Origin of the sequence: Dyella choica (assembly GCF_003977665.1) — a bacterium.
Lineage (GTDB): Bacteria > Pseudomonadota > Gammaproteobacteria > Xanthomonadales > Rhodanobacteraceae > Dyella_B > Dyella_B choica.
This window is the reverse complement of record NZ_RYYV01000016.1, coordinates 73,869-95,343: the sequence shown is the minus strand read 5'-3', so window position 1 is coordinate 95,343 and position 21,475 is coordinate 73,869. Positions and strand designations below refer to the sequence as shown.

Annotated in this window: 18 protein-coding genes; 6 read left to right on the top strand and 12 right to left on the bottom strand. The window is 63.2% G+C overall.

Annotation, left to right across the window (positions count from 1 at the left end):
- Nucleotides 1-14: 14 nt before the first annotated feature.
- Genes EKH80_RS18145 through surE form a run of 3 tightly spaced genes read right to left on the bottom strand, consistent with a single transcriptional unit; the run spans nucleotide 15 to nucleotide 2,103 of the window.
- Nucleotides 15-623 carry a YqaA family protein gene (locus EKH80_RS18145; protein WP_126686203.1) on the bottom strand — a complete coding sequence of 203 codons (609 nt, stop codon included), beginning with the start codon at nucleotides 621-623 and terminating at the stop codon, nucleotides 15-17.
- On the bottom strand, nucleotides 623-1,273 hold the full coding sequence (locus tag EKH80_RS18140) for a protein-L-isoaspartate(D-aspartate) O-methyltransferase (RefSeq protein ID WP_230473794.1): 651 nt from the start codon (nucleotides 1,271-1,273) through the stop codon (nucleotides 623-625). Before EKH80_RS18140 ends, EKH80_RS18145 begins: the two co-directional genes overlap by 1 nt.
- Nucleotides 1,274-1,311: 38 nt before the next feature.
- Nucleotides 1,312-2,103 carry a 5'/3'-nucleotidase SurE gene (gene surE / locus EKH80_RS18135; protein ID WP_126686216.1) on the bottom strand — a complete coding sequence of 264 codons (792 nt, stop codon included), beginning with the start codon at nucleotides 2,101-2,103 and terminating at the stop codon, nucleotides 1,312-1,314.
- A 166-nt stretch (nucleotides 2,104-2,269) separates the two neighbouring features.
- Here surE and EKH80_RS18130 point away from each other — a divergent pair, with 166 nt between their 5' ends.
- Nucleotides 2,270-2,815: a Smr/MutS family protein gene (locus tag EKH80_RS18130; RefSeq protein WP_126686201.1), complete on the top strand. Its 546-nt coding sequence runs from the start codon at nucleotides 2,270-2,272 to the stop codon at nucleotides 2,813-2,815.
- A gap of 8 nt (nucleotides 2,816-2,823) precedes the next feature.
- Entirely contained in the window at nucleotides 2,824-3,183 is a 360-nt protein-coding gene (locus EKH80_RS18125; RefSeq protein WP_126686200.1) for a gamma-glutamylcyclotransferase family protein, read from the top strand.
- A gap of 20 nt (nucleotides 3,184-3,203) precedes the next feature.
- On the opposite strand, the gene truD is transcribed toward EKH80_RS18125, so the two are convergent.
- From truD to cyoA, 9 genes are all read right to left on the bottom strand, one after another.
- Nucleotides 3,204-4,220 (bottom strand): tRNA pseudouridine(13) synthase TruD, encoded by a 1,017-nt coding sequence (gene truD / locus EKH80_RS18120; RefSeq protein ID WP_126686199.1) that lies wholly within the window; start codon nucleotides 4,218-4,220, stop codon nucleotides 3,204-3,206.
- Between the two features lie 112 nt (nucleotides 4,221-4,332).
- Nucleotides 4,333-4,659 carry a cell division protein FtsB gene (ftsB, locus tag EKH80_RS18115; protein ID WP_126686198.1) on the bottom strand — a complete coding sequence of 109 codons (327 nt, stop codon included), beginning with the start codon at nucleotides 4,657-4,659 and terminating at the stop codon, nucleotides 4,333-4,335.
- A 20-nt stretch (nucleotides 4,660-4,679) separates the two neighbouring features.
- Nucleotides 4,680-5,978, bottom strand: coding sequence for a phosphopyruvate hydratase (gene eno, locus EKH80_RS18110; RefSeq protein ID WP_126686197.1), 1,299 nt, complete (start codon nucleotides 5,976-5,978; stop codon nucleotides 4,680-4,682).
- Nucleotides 5,979-6,085: 107 nt separating this feature from the next.
- On the bottom strand, nucleotides 6,086-6,919 hold the full coding sequence (gene kdsA, locus EKH80_RS18105) for a 3-deoxy-8-phosphooctulonate synthase (RefSeq protein WP_126686196.1): 834 nt from the start codon (nucleotides 6,917-6,919) through the stop codon (nucleotides 6,086-6,088).
- Nucleotides 6,916-8,589: a CTP synthase gene (pyrG, locus tag EKH80_RS18100; protein WP_126686195.1), complete on the bottom strand. Its 1,674-nt coding sequence runs from the start codon at nucleotides 8,587-8,589 to the stop codon at nucleotides 6,916-6,918. Before pyrG ends, kdsA begins: the two co-directional genes overlap by 4 nt.
- Nucleotides 8,590-8,784: 195 nt before the next feature.
- The gene (cyoD, locus tag EKH80_RS18095) at nucleotides 8,785-9,156 is read right to left on the bottom strand and encodes a cytochrome o ubiquinol oxidase subunit IV (RefSeq protein WP_126686194.1); all 372 of its coding nucleotides are present in this window, start codon (nucleotides 9,154-9,156) and stop codon (nucleotides 8,785-8,787) included.
- A gap of 2 nt (nucleotides 9,157-9,158) precedes the next feature.
- On the bottom strand, nucleotides 9,159-9,788 hold the full coding sequence (gene cyoC / locus EKH80_RS18090; protein ID WP_126686193.1) for a cytochrome o ubiquinol oxidase subunit III: 630 nt from the start codon (nucleotides 9,786-9,788) through the stop codon (nucleotides 9,159-9,161).
- Nucleotides 9,789-9,791: 3 nt separating this feature from the next.
- Complete coding sequence (gene cyoB / locus EKH80_RS18085) at nucleotides 9,792-11,807, bottom strand: cytochrome o ubiquinol oxidase subunit I (protein ID WP_126686192.1); 2,016 nt, start codon at nucleotides 11,805-11,807, stop codon at nucleotides 9,792-9,794.
- Nucleotides 11,808-11,810: 3 nt separating this feature from the next.
- Nucleotides 11,811-12,740 carry a ubiquinol oxidase subunit II gene (gene cyoA / locus EKH80_RS18080; RefSeq protein ID WP_126686191.1) on the bottom strand — a complete coding sequence of 310 codons (930 nt, stop codon included), beginning with the start codon at nucleotides 12,738-12,740 and terminating at the stop codon, nucleotides 11,811-11,813.
- A 757-nt stretch (nucleotides 12,741-13,497) separates the two neighbouring features.
- Here cyoA and EKH80_RS18075 point away from each other — a divergent pair.
- The 4 genes from EKH80_RS18075 to EKH80_RS18060 all read left to right on the top strand — a co-directional run bounded on the left by EKH80_RS18075 (nucleotide 13,498) and on the right by EKH80_RS18060 (nucleotide 21,392).
- A complete protein-coding gene (locus tag EKH80_RS18075) occupies nucleotides 13,498-15,297 on the top strand; it encodes an aminopeptidase P family protein (RefSeq protein WP_126686190.1) in 1,800 nt (599 codons plus the stop codon).
- 153 nt (nucleotides 15,298-15,450) lie between these two features.
- On the top strand, nucleotides 15,451-17,340 hold the full coding sequence (gene parE / locus EKH80_RS18070) for a DNA topoisomerase IV subunit B (protein ID WP_126686189.1): 1,890 nt from the start codon (nucleotides 15,451-15,453) through the stop codon (nucleotides 17,338-17,340).
- Nucleotides 17,341-17,446: 106 nt separating this feature from the next.
- The gene (locus tag EKH80_RS18065) at nucleotides 17,447-20,032 is read left to right on the top strand and encodes an acyltransferase family protein (protein WP_126686188.1); all 2,586 of its coding nucleotides are present in this window, start codon (nucleotides 17,447-17,449) and stop codon (nucleotides 20,030-20,032) included.
- Nucleotides 20,025-21,392, top strand: coding sequence for an SGNH/GDSL hydrolase family protein (locus EKH80_RS18060; protein WP_126686187.1), 1,368 nt, complete (start codon nucleotides 20,025-20,027; stop codon nucleotides 21,390-21,392). Before EKH80_RS18065 ends, EKH80_RS18060 begins: the two co-directional genes overlap by 8 nt.
- Nucleotides 21,393-21,475: the final 83 nt, after the last annotated feature.

Here is a 21,475-nt window from a genome sequence, read left to right as displayed (position 1 = left end):
ACGCCCGAGCATCACTAGTGCCGGAAGAACCACCAACCGGCGAGCCCCGCCAATGCCACCAGCGCCGCCCAACCGATCCATTCGATGTGCTTGTGCAGGATCCGCTCCGCACGCTCGCCGAACAGGCGGATCAGCAGCGCCAAGATCCACACGCGCTTGCCTCGTCCGAGCAGGATGCACAGCAGGAACGGCATCAACGGCACCCCGACGATCCCCGATGCCCAGGTGACGAACTTCATCGGCACCACCGGCTGCAACGCCGCGAGCACCAGCACCAGCAGCAGCTCCAGCCAATGCTGGTTCATCTGCGCGCGCAAGCTTTCGACACCGCGCTCGATCGAATCGTACAGATGCAGCGACTGCAGCAGCGGCGTGAGCGCATGAAAAGCCCAATGGCCAAGCGCATAACCCACCAACGAACCGAGCAGCGAGAACAGCAAACTCAAGTTGGCATAGAAGAAAGCGCGATGGCGCTTGCCCAGCATCATCGGCGCCAACATCACTTCCGGCATGATCGGAAAGATGAAGGCCTCCACGAAACTCAGGCCACTAAGGTAATAGACCGCACGACGGTCGCGCGCCCACACCAGTACGCGCGCATAAAGTGTCCCGAAAAGCCGCATCAGCCAATACCGCCCAGCAAGGGTACGAAGCTGACCGCCGCCAATTCTTCCTGCATGAAATCGCCCTTTCCGTCGCCGCGCATGCGGATCAAGGTCTGACTGCTGGGGGAGCCGACCGGCGCGACCAGCACGCCGTCCGGAGCCAATTGTTCGAGAATAGGAGTGGGAATGGCATCGCCGGCAGCGGTGAGAATGATGGCATCGAACGGCGCCTCGGCCGTCCAGCCCAGCTTGCCGTCGTCGTGGCGCGAGCGGATATTGTCGCAGCCGAGCTGGCGGAAGCGCCGGCGTGCCTGGCGCAGCAATTCCTCGATGCGCTCCACCGTGTAAAGCTGCGGCACCAGTTGCGACAGCACCACCGCCTGGTAGCCCGAACCGGTGCCGATCTCCAGCACTTTCAGTGGGCGCCCTGACTTGGGATCAAACGGCTCCAGCAAGGCTTCGGTCATGCGCGCCACCACCCATGGCTGGGAAATGGTCTGGCCGTGGCCGATCGGCAGCGCGGTGTTTTCATAGGCGCGCGAATGCAGCGCCTGATCGATGAAATGATGCCGCGGCAGGTTGCGCATCACGTCCAGTACGCGCTGGTTGCGAATGCCCTCTTCCTTCAATTTCGCAATCAGCCGGTCGCGCGCGCGTTGCGAGGTCATGCCCTCGCCTTTCAAGGCCGATGGCGGCAAGGGATGAATCATGCCGCCTTACCGTTTGCTTGATCGCCCATGTTCTTGCTCAACGCGTCAACCCAGCTGCTGACTTTCTCCAGCGCCTGGAATCGAGTCAGGTCTACATGGATCGGTGTCACGGAGATGTAGCCGTGCTGCACGGCATGGAAGTCGGTGCCGGGGCCGGCGTCCTCCACCTCCCCTGCCGGCCCGATCCACCAGATCGGCCTGCCGCGCGGATCATTCTGCTTGATGCACGGCGCCGAACGATGGCGCTTGCCCAGGCGCGTGGTCTCGAACCCGCGGATCTCCTCCCACGGACGATCCGGCACATTCACGTTGAGAATGGTGTCAGCCGGCAGCGGATCGACCAGCAGGCGCTCCATCAGCAGCAACACGGCCTTGGCCGCGGATTCGTAGTGCTCGCCCTGGTGATTCTTGCTGACCAGCGACACCGCGATCGCCGGAAACCCGAGAAAGCGCCCTTCCATCGCCGCCGACACCGTCCCCGAATAAATGACGTCGTCACCAAGGTTGGCGGCGTTGTTGATGCCGGAAACCACGATATCCGGCTCCTCGTCGAGCATGCCGGCCAGCGCAAGGTGCACGCAGTCGGTCGGCGTGCCCACCACGCGGTAGTACCCGTTGTCCATGCGCGAGACGCGAATCGGTACGTCGAGGGTGAGCGAATTGCTGGCCCCCGAGCGATCCCGGTCCGGCGCCACCACCGTCACCTCGCCTACCGCGCCGAGGCGCTCGGCGAGCACACGGATGCCCGGCGCATCCACGCCATCGTCGTTGCTTACCAGAACTCGCATCATGATCCGTTCAAGACTAGTGATCGGCGTGCGCCCGCGTAGCGGGATACACGCGCCCTGGACCTTGGAGTCTAACCGAGCCGACCGTTTGTTTCACCGGCGATTTTTCCGATTGCCACGACCTTCTCTTCACCATCACTGCATGGCTTTCGCTACGATGGCGATCATGAAACGCCGCCCCCCCGCCATTGTGAGCGACGAGGACAGCCGCCTGTTCCGCGAGGCCATCGGCGAGGTACGCCTGTTCGACCCGGTCGCCCCGCCGCCGGAGTCGCCCAAGCCGGAACCGTACCCGCACATGCTGGAAGCGGATGAGGCCGCCGTCCCGGGCGAATTGCTGGACATGGCCTTCGACCCCGGCCTGATGGAAGTGGGCGAGGAATTGAGCTATCTGCGCGACGGCTATCCGCCGAAACTGCTGCGCCAGCTCAAGCGTGGGCAGTTCAGCGTGCAGGACGATATCGATCTGCACCACATGAACGCCGCGGCGGCGCAAGCGACGATCGCGGAGTTTCTTGCCCATGCCTCCGCACAAGGCTTTCACTGCGTACGCATCGTGCACGGCAAGGGCCTGCGCTCCAAAGCCAGCGGCCCGGTGCTGAAGACTTTGACGGATCGCCTGCTGCGCCGCCGTGACGATGTGATCGCTTTCGCTTCCGCGCGGCCGATGCAGGGTGGCACGGGCGCCGTGGTGGTCCTGCTGAAAGGATAGATGAAGCCATGCCCAAGCTATTTTCCTACGGCACCCTACAGCAGGAAAACGTGCAGCTCGCCACCTTCGGCCGCACGCTGGCCGGCCAGCGCGACCAACTGGCCGGATACGTGCAAACCGAGGTCGAAATTAGCGATCCTGAGGTGGTGGCCGCCAGTGGCAAGACCCACCATCCGATCCTGTTGTTTACCGGCCTGCCAACCGATCACGTCAGCGGCACGGTATTCGACATCACCGATACCGAGCTGGCGCAAGCCGATGAATACGAAGTCGACGACTATCGGCGTATCGCCGTGACCATGGCTTCCGGAACTCGGGCTTGGGTTTACGTGGACGCACGCCAGGACCTGTCCCATGACGTCGCGTAGGCCGGGATGACAATCCCGGCCTACAAAACCAGCTCGCGCACCACTACCGTGGCGTAAGCGCCGGCTGGCAATTCAAACGCCAGTTGCAGCGTTTCCTCATCCACCCAATGCCACTCAAGGTTCTTCGGCAGGAGGCGCAATGGGCGGCGTTCCTGATCCATGCGTGCCGCGGCAAGTCCTTCGGCGAGATCGGCGTATTGCGCAGCAATACTGCGCTCCAGCTCACCTGCTGTGGCGGTAGCGGGCGGCTCACCCTGTCCCCATAGGGGGCCGGAGGGATGGATATCGCCTTGCGCCAGGCGTGCGGCGAGCGTGGCGTCGAACTCTTCCGGACCAAACCAGGAACGCGAACCGGCCAGCGACCAGATTTCGCCTTGCAGCGGCTTGTCCCATGCGTCGCGTTCCACGCGCGCGGCCAGTACGCCGTTGAAAACTTGCGAGCGTGCAGCCGACAGCAGGATCGAGCGCTTGTCGCGATCGACCCGGCGGCCGGCAAACATCGCCCTCGCCTGCGCAACGTTGCCGCCTTCGCGCCCGAAACGCTGCTCGCCGAAGTAATTGGGTACGCCGCGGGCAGCAATGGCGTGCAGCACTTCTTCAGTGCGTAGCCGATCACCGCGCACATCACGCAGCACCAGCACGAACCGATTGCCGCGCAAGGCTCCGCGCTTGAGCTTGCGCTTGTGGCGTGCGCTGCTCAGCACTTTCACTTCCGTGTGGGGAAAAGCGTTCCAGTCCGGATCGGCTTTGCCGGGCAATTGCACGGTGAACGCTTGTCGCGTCACGGCATGCCGGTCCTTCAAGCCCGCGTAGCCGACATTCATCGGCGACACGCCGGCGTAGCGCGCCAATTCGCGCGCCACCCAATCGGTATTGGCTTCGCGCTTTTCCACCCATAGCAGGGCGTGCTCGCCCTCGCCGTCGGCTTCGTAACCGAGAATTTCCTCGACGCGGAAGTCTTCGGGGATGCTGCGCAGTGCTGCCGTTAAAGGCGGTGTGCCGTAGGCACGAGGGAGTTCGTTTTCGGGAGAGGCCATAGCTGGACCGGGATGACAATCGTAGGCTGGGATGACAATCCCAGCTTTTTTGCAACGTACTGCTGCTGGGATTGTCATCCCAGCCTACGCGGCTTTTAGTGAACTATCACGCTCAATTGGCGCCAGTGGTCGCTGCAGCCGCCGGCGCAGCCGTGCTTGCCGCCGGCTTCGGTACCACCTGATAGAACGTCTCGCCCGGCTTGATCAAACCCAATTCACCGCGTGCACGCGCTTCCACCGCCTGCTCACCGTGCTTGAGATCACTCACGTCCGCAGCGAGCGCCTGGTTGCGCTGGGTGAGCTTGTCGTTCTCGTCCTGCTGCTTTTTGACCGCAGCACGCAAATTGGCCACCTCGGACATGCCACCGTGATTGGACCACAGCTCAAGCTGCAGGCCAATCAGCATCAATAGCAGGACCAAGGCGACCCAACGCAACATGGTTTAAGACCAGACCTCGCTCAAGCGGGCAAATGGGATAGGTTCGGGAATGCGTTGCGGCCTGCGTAGCGCGCGGCCGAACCCAGCGCCTCTTCGATGCGCAGCAGCTGGTTGTATTTGGCCACGCGATCGGTACGGCTCAGCGAACCAGTCTTGATCTGCGTGGCGGTAGTGGCCACGGCAATGTCGGAGATGGTGGTGTCCTCGGTTTCGCCGGAACGGTGCGACACGATCGCAGCGTACTTGGCCTGGTCGGCCATCGCGATCGCTTCCAGCGTTTCCGACAGCGTGCCGATCTGGTTCACTTTGATCAGGATCGCGTTGGCGATGTTCTTTTCGATGCCTTCGCGGAAAATCGAAGGATTGGTGACGAACAGGTCGTCGCCGACCAGCTGCACCTTGCTGCCGATCTTGTCGGTGAGCAGCTTCCAGCCGTCCCAGTCGCCTTCGGCCATGCCGTCTTCGATGGTGACGATCGGATACTGTTGCGCCCAGCTTGCCAGCAGGTCGACGAACTGCACAGGCGTGTAGGCCTTGCCCTCGCCTTCCAGATCATACTTGCCGTCCTTGAAGAACTCGGAGCTGGCAACGTCCAGGCCAAGCAGGATTTCGCTGCCGACCTTGTAGCCGCACTTGTTCACCGCTTCGAGGATGGTGTCCAGCGCTTCGATGTTCGAGCGCAGGTTCGGCGCAAAGCCGCCTTCGTCACCCACGGCGGTATTCAGGCCCTTGCCCTTCAGCACGCTCTTGAGCGCGTGGAAGATTTCCGTTCCGGCGCGCAACGCTTCGGCAAAGCTTGGCAAGCCCACCGGCAACACCATGAATTCCTGCACGTCGATATTGTTGTCGGCATGCGCACCGCCGTTGATGATGTTCATCATCGGCACCGGCAGCGCGCCCGGCTTGCCGTGGGAGAGATACTTCCACAGCGGCTCGTGACGCGAAGCAGCCACGGCGTGCGCAGCAGCCATCGACACGCCGAGCAATGCGTTCGCGCCGAGGCGGCCCTTGTTCGGCGTGCCGTCGAGGCCGATCAGCTTCTTGTCCAGACCTTGCTGGTCTGCCGCCTCGAAGCCCTTCAGCGCGTTGGCGATTTCGCCGTTGACGTTGCCGACCGCCTTCTTCACACCCTTGCCGAGATAACGCGACTTGTCGCCGTCGCGCAACTCCACGGCCTCACGCGTACCGGTAGAAGCACCGCTGGGCACTGCGGCACGGCCGAACGCGCCGCCAGAGAGCGTTACTTCGGCTTCGAGCGTGGGATTGCCGCGGGAGTCGAGAATTTCACGGGCGTGGATATGGGTGATCTGTGTCGTCATTGAGTGATGCCCCTAATCGGTTATTACTTGAAGAGCCAAAACAGCAGGGTCGCGATAGCCACCAACAGCACCGCGACAACCATGCGGTAAAACTTCGGGTCGTCAGCTTACAGGGTGTTCTCGAGAAACCCGTGGCGCTTGGTGATCTGATCGAGCTCGAGCAGGGTTTCCAGCAGCGCCTCCATCTTGCCCAGCGGCCATGCGTTCGGCCCATCGCTGAGCGCCTGGCTCGGATCCGGATGCGTTTCCGCAAACAGGCCGGCGATGCCCACGGCTACGGCAGCACGCGCCAGCACCGGCACGAATTCACGCTGGCCGCCGGAGCTGGTGCCCTGCCCGCCCGGCAACTGCACCGAATGCGTGGCATCGAATACCACCGGGCAGCCGGTTTCACGCATCGCGCTCAGCGAGCGCATGTCGGAAACGAGATTGTTGTAGCCGAAGCTGGCGCCACGTTCGCAGACCATGATGGCTTCGTTGCCGACGGCCTTGGCCTTGGCCACGACGTTCTGCATGTCCCACGGCGCCAGGAACTGGCCTTTCTTGATGTTCACCGGCTTGCCGGCACGAGCCACGTTCTGGATGAAATCGGTCTGACGGCAAAGAAACGCCGGCGTCTGCAGCACGTCCACCACTGCGGCCACTTCATTCATCGGCGTGTACTCGTGCACGTCGGTAAGCACCGGCACGCCCACCTGCCGCTTCACCTCGCCCAGGATGCGCAGTCCCTCTTCCATGCCAGGCCCCCGAAAGCTGCTGCCGGAAGAACGGTTCGCCTTGTCGAAGCTGGATTTGAAGATGAAGTTGACGCCGAGCCGGCCGGTTATTTCCTTCAGCTTGGCGGCGGTATCGATCTGCAGTTGTTCGGACTCCACCACGCAGGGGCCGGCGATCAGAAACAGCGGCTGGTCCAAGCCGACTTCGAAACCGCACAACTTCATGCAACCGACTCCTTCGTGGCCAGCTTCTCACCTTCGCGCACGGCCTTGAACTCGCGCGCGGCCCGCACGAAGCCGATGAACAACGGATGGCCGTCACGTGGCGTAGAAGTGAACTCCGGATGCGCCTGGCAGCCGAGGAACCACGGATGCTGCTGCAGCGGCAGCTCGACGATCTCCACCAGCAGGTCGTCCATCGACTTGCCGGAAATCACCATCCCCAGGTCCTCGAACGCCTGTCGATAGCGATTGTTGAATTCGTAGCGATGGCGATGGCGCTCACGCACCACGTCCTGGCCGTACAGCTGGCGCGCCAGCGTGCCAGCCTTGAGGCGGCACTCCTGCGCACCCAGGCGCATGGTGCCACCGAGATCCGAGCGTTCGTTGCGCTGCTCGACTTCGCCGGTCGCCGTGGTCCATTCGGTGATCAGCCCGATCACCGGGTTGGGCGTGTGGCGGTCGTTCTCGCTGGAATCGGCGTCGGCCAGGCCGGCCACATTGCGCGCGAAATCCACCACCGCCGCGTGCATGCCATAGCAAATGCCGAAATACGGAACCCCGTGTTCACGCGCATACCTGGAAGCCAGGATCTTGCCTTCGAAGCCGCGTTTGCCGAAGCCGCCGGGCACCAGGATCGCATCGACCCCGCTCAATACGCTGGCCGCGCCGTCCGCCTCGATCTGCTCGGAATCGATCCACTTCAGGTTCACGCGCGCCTGCTGCTTGATGCCGCCGTGGCGCAGGGCCTCACCCAAGGACTTGTAGGCGTCCTTGTGCTCGACGTATTTGCCGACGATGGCAACGGTGACCTCGTCCTTCGGGTGCTCGACTGCCTCCACCGTGCGCTGCCAGCCGGAAAGGTCGGCCGGCTTGGCGTCCAGGCCCATCTTCTTCACGACGATGTCGTCCAGGCCCTGCTGGTGCAGCCACAGGGGCTGCTTGTAGATGATATCCACGTCGGCCGCACTGATCACGGCCTGTTCCGGCACGTTGGTGAACAGCGCGATCTTGCGGCGCTCGCTGTCCGGCAGCGGCTGCTCGCAGCGGCACAGCAGGATGTCCGGCTGGATACCGATCGAACGCAGCTCCTTCACCGAGTGCTGCGTCGGCTTGGTTTTGATTTCGCCGGCGGCCTTGATGTAGGGCACCAGGGTCAGGTGCATGAACAGGCACTTCTCCGGGCCGTGCTCGATGCGCAGCTGGCGGATGGCCTCCAGGAAGGGCTGGGACTCGATGTCGCCCACCGTGCCGCCGATCTCGACCAGGGCCACGTCGAAGCCACGGGTGGCCTCGTGGATGCAGTGCTTGATCTCGTCGGTGATATGCGGGATCACCTGGACGGTGGCGCCCAGGTAGTCACCGCGGCGCTCCTTGCGGATCACCGATTCGTAGATCTTGCCGGTGGTGATGGAATTCTTGCCGGTGAGGCGGGTATGGACGAAGCGCTCGTAATGGCCAAGGTCCAGGTCGGTCTCCGCGCCGTCGTCGGTCACGTAGACCTCACCGTGCTGGAAGGGACTCATGGTGCCCGGATCCACATTGATGTAGGGATCGAGCTTCATCATGGTGACCGAGAGGCCGCGGGCCTCCAGAATGGACGCGAGCGAGGCCGCCGCGATGCCCTTGCCAAGCGAGGACACCACTCCGCCGGTGACGAAAATCAGGGGGGTCATGGAAAGCAGCCGTGCTGGAAATCAGCATTTTAGCGGCAGATCGTTCCAACCGCGAGATGGCTGCGCCGAAACGGCACAAAAAAGTAGGCTGGGATGCCAATCCCAGCATCTGGAACCCCGGAAAGCTGGGATTGCCATCCCATGCGATTACGACCGATCCCGCCCGCGGTACCGGGCAGGATCGGGAGCTGTCGTTTAGCCGATGCTCGAGGAGGTCGACTGCATCATCGGATGCATCATGTACAGGTTCATGTTGTGCATCACCCATAGCGAGCCCACCACCACGATGGCGATGATCAGCAGGGTGAACACACCGATCGACAGGTTGTCGCGCTGCCCCGGGGCCGCACTCATGTGCAGGAAGAAGCCCAGTTGCACCAGCAACTGCGCGATGCAGAACACCACGATGCCCGGCACCACCAGGTGCTGCGGTACCGCCCCGCTCATCACGCAGCCGAACGACAGCAGCGTAAGAATCAGCGACAGGGCGAAACCAACGACATAGCTCTTCAGGCTGCCGTGGGCGTGGTGCTGGTGGGCGTCAGAATGACCATGCTGGCTCGACATCTTCAGAGCACTCCGAACAGATAGACAAAACTGAACACGCAGATCCACACCAGGTCCAGGAAGTGCCAGAACAGGCTCAGGCACGACAGACGGCGCTGCACGGCGTCATTGAGGCCGAACTTGCCGACCATGACCATCATCGCCACCAGCCAGATCAGGCCGGAGGTGACGTGCAGGCCGTGGGTACCGACCAGGCCGAAATACGCGGATAGGAACGCACTGCGGCTCGGCCCGGCGTGTTCGAACACGACCAGGTGATGGAATTCGTAGACTTCCATGCCCACGAAGCCCGCGCCGAACAGGAACGTGACGAACAACCAGGCGATCACCTTGTTGCGATGGCCGGCATGCATGTTCAGCATGCCCAAGCCAAAGGTGAAGCTGCTGACCAGCAGCAGCATGGTTTCGCCAAACACGAATTTCAGATCGAACAGCTCCTTGCCGCTCGGGCCACCGGCGGTGGCATGCCCCAGCACGGCGAACGTGGCGAACAGGCCCGAGAAGATCAGGCAGTCGCTCATCAGGTAGATCCAGAAACCCAGCAAGGTCTTGGAACCGTCGTCGTGGTGCTCGTGCTCGTGGGCGCCGCCGTGTGCGATGGCGCCGTGGTTAGCGGTAATTGCGGTACTCATGGATTAAGCCACCTTCTCGCCGGCCGACGCCGGGCCCACGTTTTGGATCAGCTTGTTGAGCGGCACCAGGCGTGCGCGCTCGATCTTCTCGACCTCGGCGCCCGGTACGTAGTAATCCACGTCGGTGTCGAAGGCGCGGACGACAAAAGTGCCCACCATGCCGAGCAGGCCGCCAATGGCAAGCCACCAGATGTGCCACACCATGGCAAAGCCAAGCACGGTACCGAAAGCCGCCATGATCAGGCCCGCACCGGTGTTGCGCGGCATGTGGATGTCTGCGTAGCGCGCATGGCTCGGATAGGCGCGCTTGTGCTCCTTGTCCGCCCAGAACTGATCCAGCTCCTCCACTTTCGGCAACACTGCGAAGTTGTAGAACGGCGCCGGCGAGCTGGTAGCCCACTCCAGCGTGCGTCCGCCCCACGGATCGCCGGTGAGATCGCGGTTCTCGGCGCGGTTGCGGATGCTTACCGCGAACTGCAGCAGCATGAAGCCGATGCCCAGCGCGATGAACACGGCGCCCACGGCTGCCACGATCAGGTACGGCTGCCAGGCCGGATTCGCGTAGTGGTTCATGCGGCGCGTCATGCCCATCAAGCCCAGCACGTACAGCGGCATGAAGGCCAGGTAGAAGCCGACCACCCAGCACCAGAACGAAGCCTTGCCCCAGCGTTCCTCCAGCTTGAAGCCGAAAGCCTTCGGGAACCAGTAGTTGACCGCGGCAAAGATGCCGAACAGCACGCCGCCGATGATCACGTTATGGAAGTGCGCGATCAGGAACAGGCTGTTGTGCAGCACGAAGTCCGCACCCGGCACCGCCAGCAACACACCGGTCATGCCGCCGATGGTGAAGGTGACCATGAACGCCACCGTCCACATCATCGGCAAGTTGAACTGGATGCGGCCGCGATACATGGTGAACAGCCAGTTGAACAGCTTCACGCCGGTGGGGATCGAGATGATCATGGTCGAAATGCCGAAGAAGGCATTCACGTCCGCGCCCGACCCCATGGTGAAGAAGTGGTGCAACCACACCACGAAGGACGCCACGCCAATTCCCGCGGTGGCGTACACCATCGACTTGTAGCCGAACAGCGGCTTGCCCGAGAACGTGGCCACGACCTCGGAGAACACGCCGAAGCACGGCAGGATCAGGATGTAGACCTCCGGGTGGCCCCAGATCCAGATCAGGTTGATGTACAGCATGGCGTTGCCGCCAAGCTCATTGGTGAAGAAGTGCATGTCCAGGTAACGGTCGGCCGCCAGCAGCGCCAGCGCCACGGTCAGCACCGGGAACGCCGCCACGATCAGGATGTTGGTGACCAGCGCGGTCCAGGTGAACACCGGCATCTGCATCAGCTTCATGCCAGGCGTGCGCATGCGCAGGATGGTCACGATGAAGTTGATGCCGCTGAGCGTGGTGCCCAGGCCGGATAGCTGCAGCGCCCAGATGTAGTAATCCACGCCCACGGTGGGGCTGAATTTGAGCTCCGACAGCGGCGGATAGGCCAGCCAGCCGGTGGCGGCGAAATCGCCCACGAACATCGACAGCATCACCAGCACCACACCCGAAGCGGTGAGCCAGTAGCTGAGCGAGTTCAGGAACGGATAGGCCACGTCGCGCGCGCCGATCTGCAGCGGCACCACCAGGTTCATCAGGCCCACCACGAACGGCATGGCCACGAAGAAGATCATGATCACGCCGTGCGCGGTGAAGATCTGATCATAGTGATGCGGCGGCAGGTAACCGGCCGCGTCCGCCGAGGCGACCGCCTGCTGGGCGCGCATCATGATGGCGTCGGCGAAGCCGCGCACCAGCATCACTATCGCCAGGATGCCGTACATGATGCCGATGCGCTTGTGATCGACGGTAGTGAACCATTCGGTCCACAGATAGCCCCACTTGCGCTGGTAGGTCACCCAGCCAAGCAGTGCCGCACCACCGAGGCACACCATCAGCAGGGTGCCCATGATGATCGGCTCATGGTAGGGAATGGCCGATAGAGAAAGTTTTCCGAACATGGCCTACTCCGCAGCCTTGGCGTGATCGATGTGCGAGGGAATGGCGCTGGCCTGTTGCGGCTCGACGCCGATCTTGTCCATCTGCATATCGCCCATGTACTGGCCGATGATGCTGTTGAACAGGCCCGGCTTGACGTTGGCGTAGTACGTCACCGGCATCTTTTCGCTCGGCTGGGTCAGCGCGTGATAGGTCTGGTCATCCAGGCTGGCCGGGCTGGCCTTGGCCTTGTTGATCCAGTCCTGGAAGCCCTGTTGGGAAGTTGCGATGGCGGTGAAGTGCATGTCGGAAAAACCTGCACCACTGTAATTGCTCGACAGGCCGGCATATTGGCCCGGCTTGTTCGCGATCAGGTTGAGCTGCGTCTCCATGCCTGCCATGGCGTAGATCTGGCTGCCCAGCTGCGGAATGAAGAAGGCGTTCATCACCGAGTCGGAAGTGATCTCGAAATGCACCGGCACGTCGGTCGGCATGGCCAGTTCGTTGACGCTCGCCACACCGTATTGCGGATAGATGAACACCCACTTCCAGTCCATCGACACGGCCTGGATGGTGATCGGCTTGGCCTGATGTTCCAGCGGCTTGTACGGATCCAGCGCATGCGTGCTGCGCCAGGTGATGGTGCCGAGGATCGCGATGATGATGCAGGGAATGATCCATACCACCGCCTCGATCGCGGTCGAATGCGACCACTTCGGCGCGTACGTGGCCTTGGTATTGGAAGCACGGTAGCGCCAGGCGAAGATCAGGGTCATGGCAATGACCGGAACCACGACCAGCAGCATCAAACCCGTGGCGATGAGGATCAGGGACTTTTCCTGTAGGCCGATGTCACCGCCAGGCGACAGGACTTCCAGGTTGCAGCCGCTGAGCAACAGCGCAGCGAAGCCAGCGCACGACCAGCGCGCGGCGGAGACGAGGGAACGTTTGTTCACGAACGACTCTTAAGAAGGACTGATTGGGAGGTGTCGTGGGGAACGACTCATATAGAATATCGCGCCGCAGCAAGCTGTGACTAGCCCGCGGGTCGCGGAGGCTGCCCGACAGAATGTCGCGGGTGGGGCGTGGGTTGGGGGTTGTAGGCCCCAACGGTCCTGTTTTTGGACTTCGCACGGTTGCTGTATCGCGCACATGTGATGCATTGCCTGCGGCGCTTTCGGTCGCAAGCGACCGAGTCACTTTTCTTTGCTGGCCCAAAGAAAAGTAACCCAAAGAAATGGCCTAAAAGGCTCTTGGCATGGGTAAAGTAAAAGCCTGAACGTCCATCGCCAGATCGAAAGTTGCTCGCCCCAGGTTCAAAGCCCCCGCTATACCGCGAGGCGTCGAGGCGCTGAGGATTTAAGATCTGGCAGATCTCAGCACAGCTCAACCTATCGGCAGGCGCGCTTTAAGCCCTCAGCGCCCCGACGCCTCGCGGTATAGCGGCGCTGCAGAAGCTTGGCCCGCCATCGATCAAAGCATGGCGGCATGCTTCAGGCTTGTAACCTGGGCAGTGCCGCACGCTCTTGAGGCCGTTTCTTTGGGTTACTTTTCTTTGGGCCAGCAAAGAAAAGTGACTCGGTCCCTTTAGGGACCGAAAGCGCCGCAGGCAATGCTGCCAGATACGAAATTCAGCAACTGTGCGGGAACGAAAAACGGGGGATGTTGGGGCGCCCCCCAACGCCCAGCAGGACCCCTGCTACCATCCCCCCCATGAGCACTCCCATTCCCGCCCGCATTGCCGCCTTGCGCGAGGCGATGGCCAAGCACGGCGTCGCCGCCTGCGTCGTTCCGACCGCGGACCCGCATTTGTCCGAATACCTGCCCGCGCATTGGCAGGCGCGCGCATGGCTTTCCGGTTTCGACGGTTCGGCCGGCACCCTCGTGGTTACCGCCAAGACGGCCGGGCTGTGGACCGATTCGCGCTACTTCTCGCAGGCCGAACAACAGCTTGCGGGCGGTGGTATCGCACTGATGAAGCAGCGCCCCGGACAAGCGAACGAACATCTGACCTGGTTGCAGCAACATCTGCATCAGGGCGAAGTGGCGGCCATAGCCGGCGATAGCCTGTCGGTGGCCATGCAACGGCAGACTGAGAGCCTGCTCGGCGCGGCCGGTGCCAGTCTGCGCGTTGACCTGGATTTGCCGGGCATGGCCTGGCGCGACCGCCCCGCCCTGCCCCATGCGCCGGTGTTCGAACATCCGGCCGGCTACGCCGGCGCCACCCGCGCGGAAAAATTCGAGAAGCTGCGCAGCGCCATGCGCAAGCAGCACGCCACGCACCATCTCGTCTCCAGCCTGGACGACATTGCCTGGCTTACCAACCTGCGCGGCAGCGATGTCGAGTGCAATCCGGTGTTCCTGGCCCACCTGCTGGTGCGATCGTCCGGACCGGCCACGCTGTTTGTCGATCGGGACAAGCTCAATGACGAAGTGGTCGCCGCATTGATCGCCGATGGGGTCTATGTCGCCAACTACGCCACCCTGGGCGATGCACTGGGCGAATTGAGAGCGGCTGACACGTTGTTGTTCGATCCCAGCTATGTCGTAAGCGATGTGCTCAAGGCTGTCGCCGCCGATGTGAAGCGCATCGAGGGCGCCAACCCTTCCACCGCATTCAAAGCGGTCAAGAGCGAAAACGAACTGGAGCACGTGCGCGAAGTGATGCGCCGGGATGGCGCCGCGCTGGTGCGCGCCTTCCGCCGCCTGGAAGAGCGCCTTGCCGCCGGCATGACGCAGACCGAGCTGGACGTGTCGGCGCTGCTGCGCGATGAGCGCTCGGCGCAACCCAATTTCATTGGCGAAAGTTTCGCCACCATCGCCGGCTACATGGAAAACGGCGCGCTGCCGCACTATCGCGCCACGCCCGAAGCCCACGACAGCTTGCAGCGCCATGGCCTGCTGCTGGTCGATTCCGGCGGCCAGTACCTGGGCGGCACCACCGACATCACGCGCGTGCTGGCGCTGGGACCGACCACCTCCGAACAGCGGCGCGATGCCACCCTGGTGATGAAGGGCATGATCGCGCTATCCCGCGCCCGCTTTCCCAAAGGCGCCAGCGGCCAGCAGCTAGACGCCCTGGCCCGCGCGCCGCTATGGGCCAGCGGCATGGATTATGGCCACGGCACTGGCCATGGCGTGGGCTACTTCCTGAACGTGCATGAAGGCCCGCAGAGCATCCGCGTGCCGACGTCCGGCGCCACCCTGGTCCCGCTCGAACCGGGCATGATCACCTCGATCGAGCCAGGTCTGTACAAGCCCGCCCGCCACGGCATCCGCCACGAGAACCTTGCCGTGGTGGTCGAGGCCGAACAGACCGAATTCGGCGAGTTCTACGCCTTCGAAACGCTCACCCTCTGCCCGTTCGACCGCCGCGCGCTCGAGCCGGGCCTGCTGGGCCCGGAAGAACGGGCCTGGCTGGACGACTACCACGCCAGCGTGCGCGCCGCGTTGGCGCCCTTGCTGGAAGATGCGGATCTGGCATGGCTGGAGAAACACTGCGCGCCGCTTTAAATAGGCACGCTGGCGGCCCCGATCTTATGTATGGCCGTCATTCCCGCGTACGCGGGAATGACGGCCATGAGGGTTGCGCGCTCCCCTTGACCTGCGCGCAACCACCGCCCATCCTCCCGCGTCTGACTACCCGCGAAACACGCAGCAGGCCCCATGAGCAGCCGTTATAACGCCGCCGACATCGAAGTTCTCTCCGGCCTTGACCCCGTCAAGCGCCGGCCGGGCATGTACACCGACACCACCCGCCCGAACCATCTGGCGCAGGAAGTGATCGACAACTCGGTCGACGAGGCGCTGGCCGGCCACGCCAAGTCGATCGAAGTGATCCTGCACAGCGACGGCTCGGTGGAAGTGAGTGACGACGGTCGCGGCATGCCGGTGGACATTCATCCGGAAGAAGGTATTCCCGGTGTCGAGCTGATCCTCACCCGCCTGCATGCGGGCGGCAAATTCTCCGGCAAGAATTACAACTTCTCCGGCGGCCTGCACGGCGTGGGCGTGTCGGTGGTGAATGCGCTGTCGAACAAGGTGGAAGTGACCATCCGCCGCGACGGCAACGAATACCGCATGGCATTCGCCAACGGCGACCGCGCCAGCCCACTGGAAACCATCGGCACGGTGCCGAAGAGGAAGACCGGCACCACCGTGCGCTTCTGGGCCGATCCGAAATATTTCGACTCGCCGAAGATCTCGCTGCCCAAGCTGAAGCATCTGCTGCGCGCCAAGGCGGTGTTGTGCGCCGGCCTCAGCGTCAAGCTGGTCGACGAAGCCAGCGGCGAAGTGAGCGAGTGGTACTACGAGGACGGCCTGCGCGATTACCTGCGCGGCGAACTCGACGGCGCCGAATGCTTGCCCGCCGAACTGTTCGTGCATCATGTGACGCGCGAAACCGAAGGCCTCGATGTCGCCTTCACCTGGTTGCCGGAAGGCGAACTGGTGCAGGAGAGCTACGTCAACCTGATTCCCACCGTGCAGGGTGGCACGCACGTCAACGGATTGCGCAGCGGCCTCACCAATGCGGTGCGCGAATTCTGCGATATCCGCAGCCTGCTGCCACGCGGTGTGAAGCTGGCGCCGGAAGACGTGTGGGAAAGGCTGGCCTTCGTGCTGTCGGCAAAACTGCAGGACCCGCAGTTCGCCGGCCAGACCAAGGAACGCCTGTCCTCGCGCAACGCCGCCGCGCTGGTGGAAAGCGTGGTGCACGACGCCTTCAGCCTGTGGTTGAACCAGCACGTCGATCTCGGCGAGCGCATCGCGCAGTTGGCGATCGAGCGCGCCAGCGCGCGCTTGAAAGCCGCCAAGCAGGTGGTGCGCAAGAAAATCACCCAGGGCCCGGCCCTGCCCGGCAAGCTGGCCGACTGCACCGCCACCGACCTGAGCCGCACCGAGCTGTTCCTGGTGGAGGGCGATTCGGCCGGCGGCAGCGCCAAGCAGGCGCGCGACAAGGAATTCCAGGCCATCCTGCCGTTGCGCGGCAAGATCCTCAACACCTGGGAGGTGGAATCCACCTCGGTACTCGCTTCGGAGGAAGTGCACAACCTGGCGGTGGCGATCGGCTGTGATCCGGGCAAGGACGACCTGTCGGGCCTGCGCTACGGCAAAGTGGTCATCCTCGCCGACGCCGATTCCGACGGTCTGCACATCGCCACCCTGCTCAGCGCGCTGTTCCTGCGCCATTTCCCTACGCTGGTGCGCGAAGGCCATGTGTTCGTGGCGATGCCGCCACTGTTCCGCGTCGACGTGGGCAAGCAGGTGTTCTACTGCCTGGACGAAAACGAAAAGCAGGCCATGCTCCAGCGCGTGGAGCGCGAAAAGATGAAAGGCCAGGTCACGGTCACCCGCTTCAAGGGCCTGGGTGAAATGAACCCCGGGCAGCTGCGCGAATCCACCATCCATCCCGACACGCGCCGCCTGGTGCAGCTGACGGTGGAAGACAACGACGGCACCGCCAAGCTGATGGACATGCTGCTGGCCAAGAAGCGCGCTTCGGATCGCAAGAGCTGGCTCGAAGAGAAAGGCGATCTGGCGACGCTGGACGTGTGACCGCAAGAAAGCATCGGCCTGCCCGGGATTCGCCCCGACCGGACGCGAATCCATCACAATCGACGCTCATGCTTGACCCTCAACACCTGCAACCAAGAACGGAATCATGCTGCTCGCCAGATATCCGCAGGAAGTGGAATGCCGAACGGACGCGGCTTGGCTCGCCACAGACAGGGCAGCGTCTGCCCCGGCACGAATTCCCGGGCTCGACGGCCTTCGCGCCCTCGCCGTCTCGGCGGTCGTGTTCTTCCACGCCGACTTCCGCTGGGCTCGCGGTGGTTATCTAGGCGTCGACCTGTTCTTCGTCATCTCCGGTTTCCTGATCACCGGCCTGCTGGCTCGGGAGGCCGACGCCACCGGCCGCATGAATCTTGGCGATTTCTATTGGCGGCGCGCCAAGCGCCTGCTGCCCGCCTCATGGCTGATGATGGCGGCTGCCGTCGTCGCTGCGGCCCTGATCGCGACCGATGCCCTGGCGCACCTGCGCGGCGACACCCTCGCTTCGCTGCTGTATGTCACGAATTGGGAGTTGCTGCACTCCAACACTTCCTACTTCGAGGCAATGGGCCGCCCACCTTTGCTGCAGCACCTGTGGTCGCTCGCCATCGAAGAACAGTTCTACATCCTGTGGGCACCGCTGGTCCTGCTGTTGTTGCCACTTGCCGGGCGGCGCGTACTGGCCCTGCTCGCCATCGTTCTTGGCCTGGCATCGGCGGGCTGGATGTTCCTGCTGGCGCGCAAGCTGGGTTATCCCGAACAGGGGGATCCGTCGCGGCTCTATTTCGGCACCGACACGCATGCATTCGCCCTGTTGCTGGGTGCGGCGTTGGGTCTGCTGTGGGAACCTGCGCGAACCCTTCGATCATCGAGCCCGGCCCGACGCGGCTTTGGCCTGTTGCTCGGCCTGACCGCGCTTGCCGGCATGGTCGCCCTGTTCGCAATGATGGGCGAAGAGACTCGCCTGCTCTACCCATGGGGTTTCCTGCTGGCCGCCACCACCGGCATCACGCTGGTCGCCGCCGCCACCCACCCGGGGCTGGCGTTCGGCCGCTGGCTCGACGTGCGTCCGCTGCGCTGGCTCGGCGAGCGCTCGTATGGCATCTATCTGTGGCATTGGCCCATTTTCATGTTGACGCGCCCGGGCATCGACCTGCGCGGAATGAATGCCAACGAAGCGTTCGCCCTGCGCATCATGGCCACCCTGGCCATCGCCGCACTTTCCTACCGCTTCATTGAAATGCCCATCCGCCACGGCGCCATCGAGCGCATCTTTCGCGACGCGCGACTGGCTTCACGCCGCCGCCTGGCGTGGTCGCGCGGACTGCTCATGGCATTGAGCGTCGCGTTCGCCTTCGGCACGATCGGAACCATCCTCTGGCAGGCGCCCGTGGAGGCCAGCCCTGCGCAAGACGTGCGCGAGGCATTGAGCCTCGGCGGTCCGCCCAATCCGACCGATAACAGCACGCTGATTGATACCAGCAAGGGTGGCGGGAAGACGTATGCCTCGCTGACTGTAAGCCTCGCAGACACAGCGGTTGTCACCCCCACCGCATCGGTGGAAGAGCCGGTCGTGCCGGTCCCGACACCCGAGCCTGGCGCACAATCGGATGTTCCGGTGATGGAAACTTTTTCGGGCAGCGACATCACCGCCATAGGCGACTCGGTGCTGCTGGGCTCGAGCCAGCTGCTCAAGGCCTCGCTGCCCGGCGTGGACGTACACGCCACCATGGGCTGGCAGGCCGCCGATATGATCTATCAGTTGAAGGCGCTCAAGAGCGCCGATCAATTGCGCGCGGCAGTGCTGCTGCACCTGGGCACCAACGGCTATGTCACGGAGGACCAGTTGCGCCTGATGCTTTCCATGCTGGCCGGCTGCAAGCGCGTGGTGCTCGTCAACACGCACGTGCCACGCCGCTGGATGGAAGCCAACAATGCACTCATCGATCGTGTCGCCCCCGATTTCCCGAACGTGGTGGTGGTCCGTTGGAGCGACCTGTCCGAAGACCAGCCCGACTATTTCGTCTCCGATGGCGTGCACCTGTCGAGCATCGGCCTGCGCGCTTTCATCTCCGAGATCCTGAGCACGGGCCACCTGGCGCGCGATGCGAAAGTCGCGCAGATGCACGACAAAACGCCGATCGAAACGCCCAAGACAGCCACGCCGTTGCCCAGCACTCTGGAGCTCGCCCCGCAACTAGCAGCCGACGACACCTATTGGCGCAAGATGGCGCTGTGCGAAACCGATGCCAACTGGCGCAATGCCGGACGACACTCGGGCGGGCTGGACATCACCCTCGAAGACTGGGCCAACTGGGGCGGCACGCAATTCGCGCCGACCCCGGCCGAGGCCACGCCCGAACAACAGATCGAAGTGGCCAACCGCATTTCCACCCAGGGCTGGACCAATCAGCAAGGTGTACTGGTCAAACCCGTAGGTTTCAGCCGTTGGCGCTGTGTGGCCGCGCTTGGTCACCCTCACTCGACCTCGCCCTACACTTACACGCCCGAGAGCGTGATCGCGCAAGCGTTCCATCTGGGCGAGCGTGGTGATGTTGTGCGCGATCTGCAACGGATGCTGGGCGAGTCGCCTGACGGCGTCTATTCCAGGAAACTGCACAAAAAGCACCTTGCCTACCTGAAGCAACACGGGCTGGACGAAAGTCTGGCCGGAGCGAAAGCCGTAAATGACTAGAACAAGCTGCGCACAAGGCGCTACACGATCACTCATCGTCAGAGCCTGCTGCGCCGGCCTGCTCGCCCTCTGGCTGCCCCATGCCGCATTGGCGCATGGCGACACATCAGCAAACCAGGTTGATGACCTGGTTTGCCCACGCGCGACACCGGCACCCAAGCCACCCACCGACAAACCTGCCGCCTCCGTATCGTTGGCCGGCAACCAGATGCCCAGCGATGCGGAACTCGGTCCGTTCGCACGCACCATCGTCCGCGACGAGCCGACACTCGATCCGCACGCCATCCCTGGTCTGGCGCTGAGCAACGGCCCATTGCGCCGCATCGCTTTCTGGGGCGACAGCCACATCGCCGCCGGTCCGTTCATGCCTACGCTCATCAACGCCCTGCGTGGCAAGGGCCTAAGCGTGGGCCCCCGTTTCCTGCCGCCAACGATGGGGCGTGCGAACGTGAGCCTGCCGGGACTGCGGGCGTACTGCATCGGTTCGGCGTGGAACACGGAAATCGCCTATACCTCTCCCACGCCGCTCGATATCGGCCCTGCGCTGGTCGATCGCGAGGTCGAAGCCGGGCCGGAGGCCTACCTTTGGCTGGATCTGCGCAACGCCTCGCGCCAGGCCGAAATGCAACAAGTGCAGATGGTCTACGACACGCCGGACGGCGCTACCATCGAGTACTCCATTGACGACGGCGGCACGCACAGCTTGACGCTCGAAAGCACCACCGGCAGCGAACTGTTGACGGTGCGCAGCGACCATCCCATGGCCACCATCAAGTGGCGCGTGGCACGGGGCAAACTGGTGCTGCACGGTTTCGTGCTCGAACCCGTGAAGCTGCCGGACGTCACTTTCGACGTATACGGCCTGCCATCCGCCACCGTGAAGGGTTGGGCCAACGCCAATCCCAAGGTGATCGCACAGACGCTGCACGGCGTGAGCTACGACGGCGTAGTGCTCGAATATGGCACCAACGAAGGTGCCGATCGGGACTTCGACGCGGACAAGTACGCTGCGCTGCTTGGCAAGGCACTCACCAATATGCGGCAGGTGTTTCCCTCTGCATCGTGCCTGCTGGTCGGTCCACCGGATCGAGGCGTACTGCGTTCCGGCAAAGGCAACCGCTTGCCGCTGCTGGCGTATAGTCGCGTCCACCGGCAAATCGAAAATGTCCAGCGCACGGTCGGCAGCCGGTTCGGATGCGTGGAATGGAGTTGGCAGGACCTGATGGGAGGCCAGGGCGGCAGCTATGGCTGGGCTCATGCGAAGCCGAGTTTGATGGGCCGCGACTTGATCCACCTCAGTCCCGATGGCTACCGGCGTACCGGCAGCGCCCTGGCCAAAAGCCTCGGCTGGTCGCCCTGAACACAACGGCGGCGAAGATCGCATGGATCATCCGCATCGGTCCGCTTAAACTGCGCTGGCCGTTTCAAGCGCTCCCATCACGA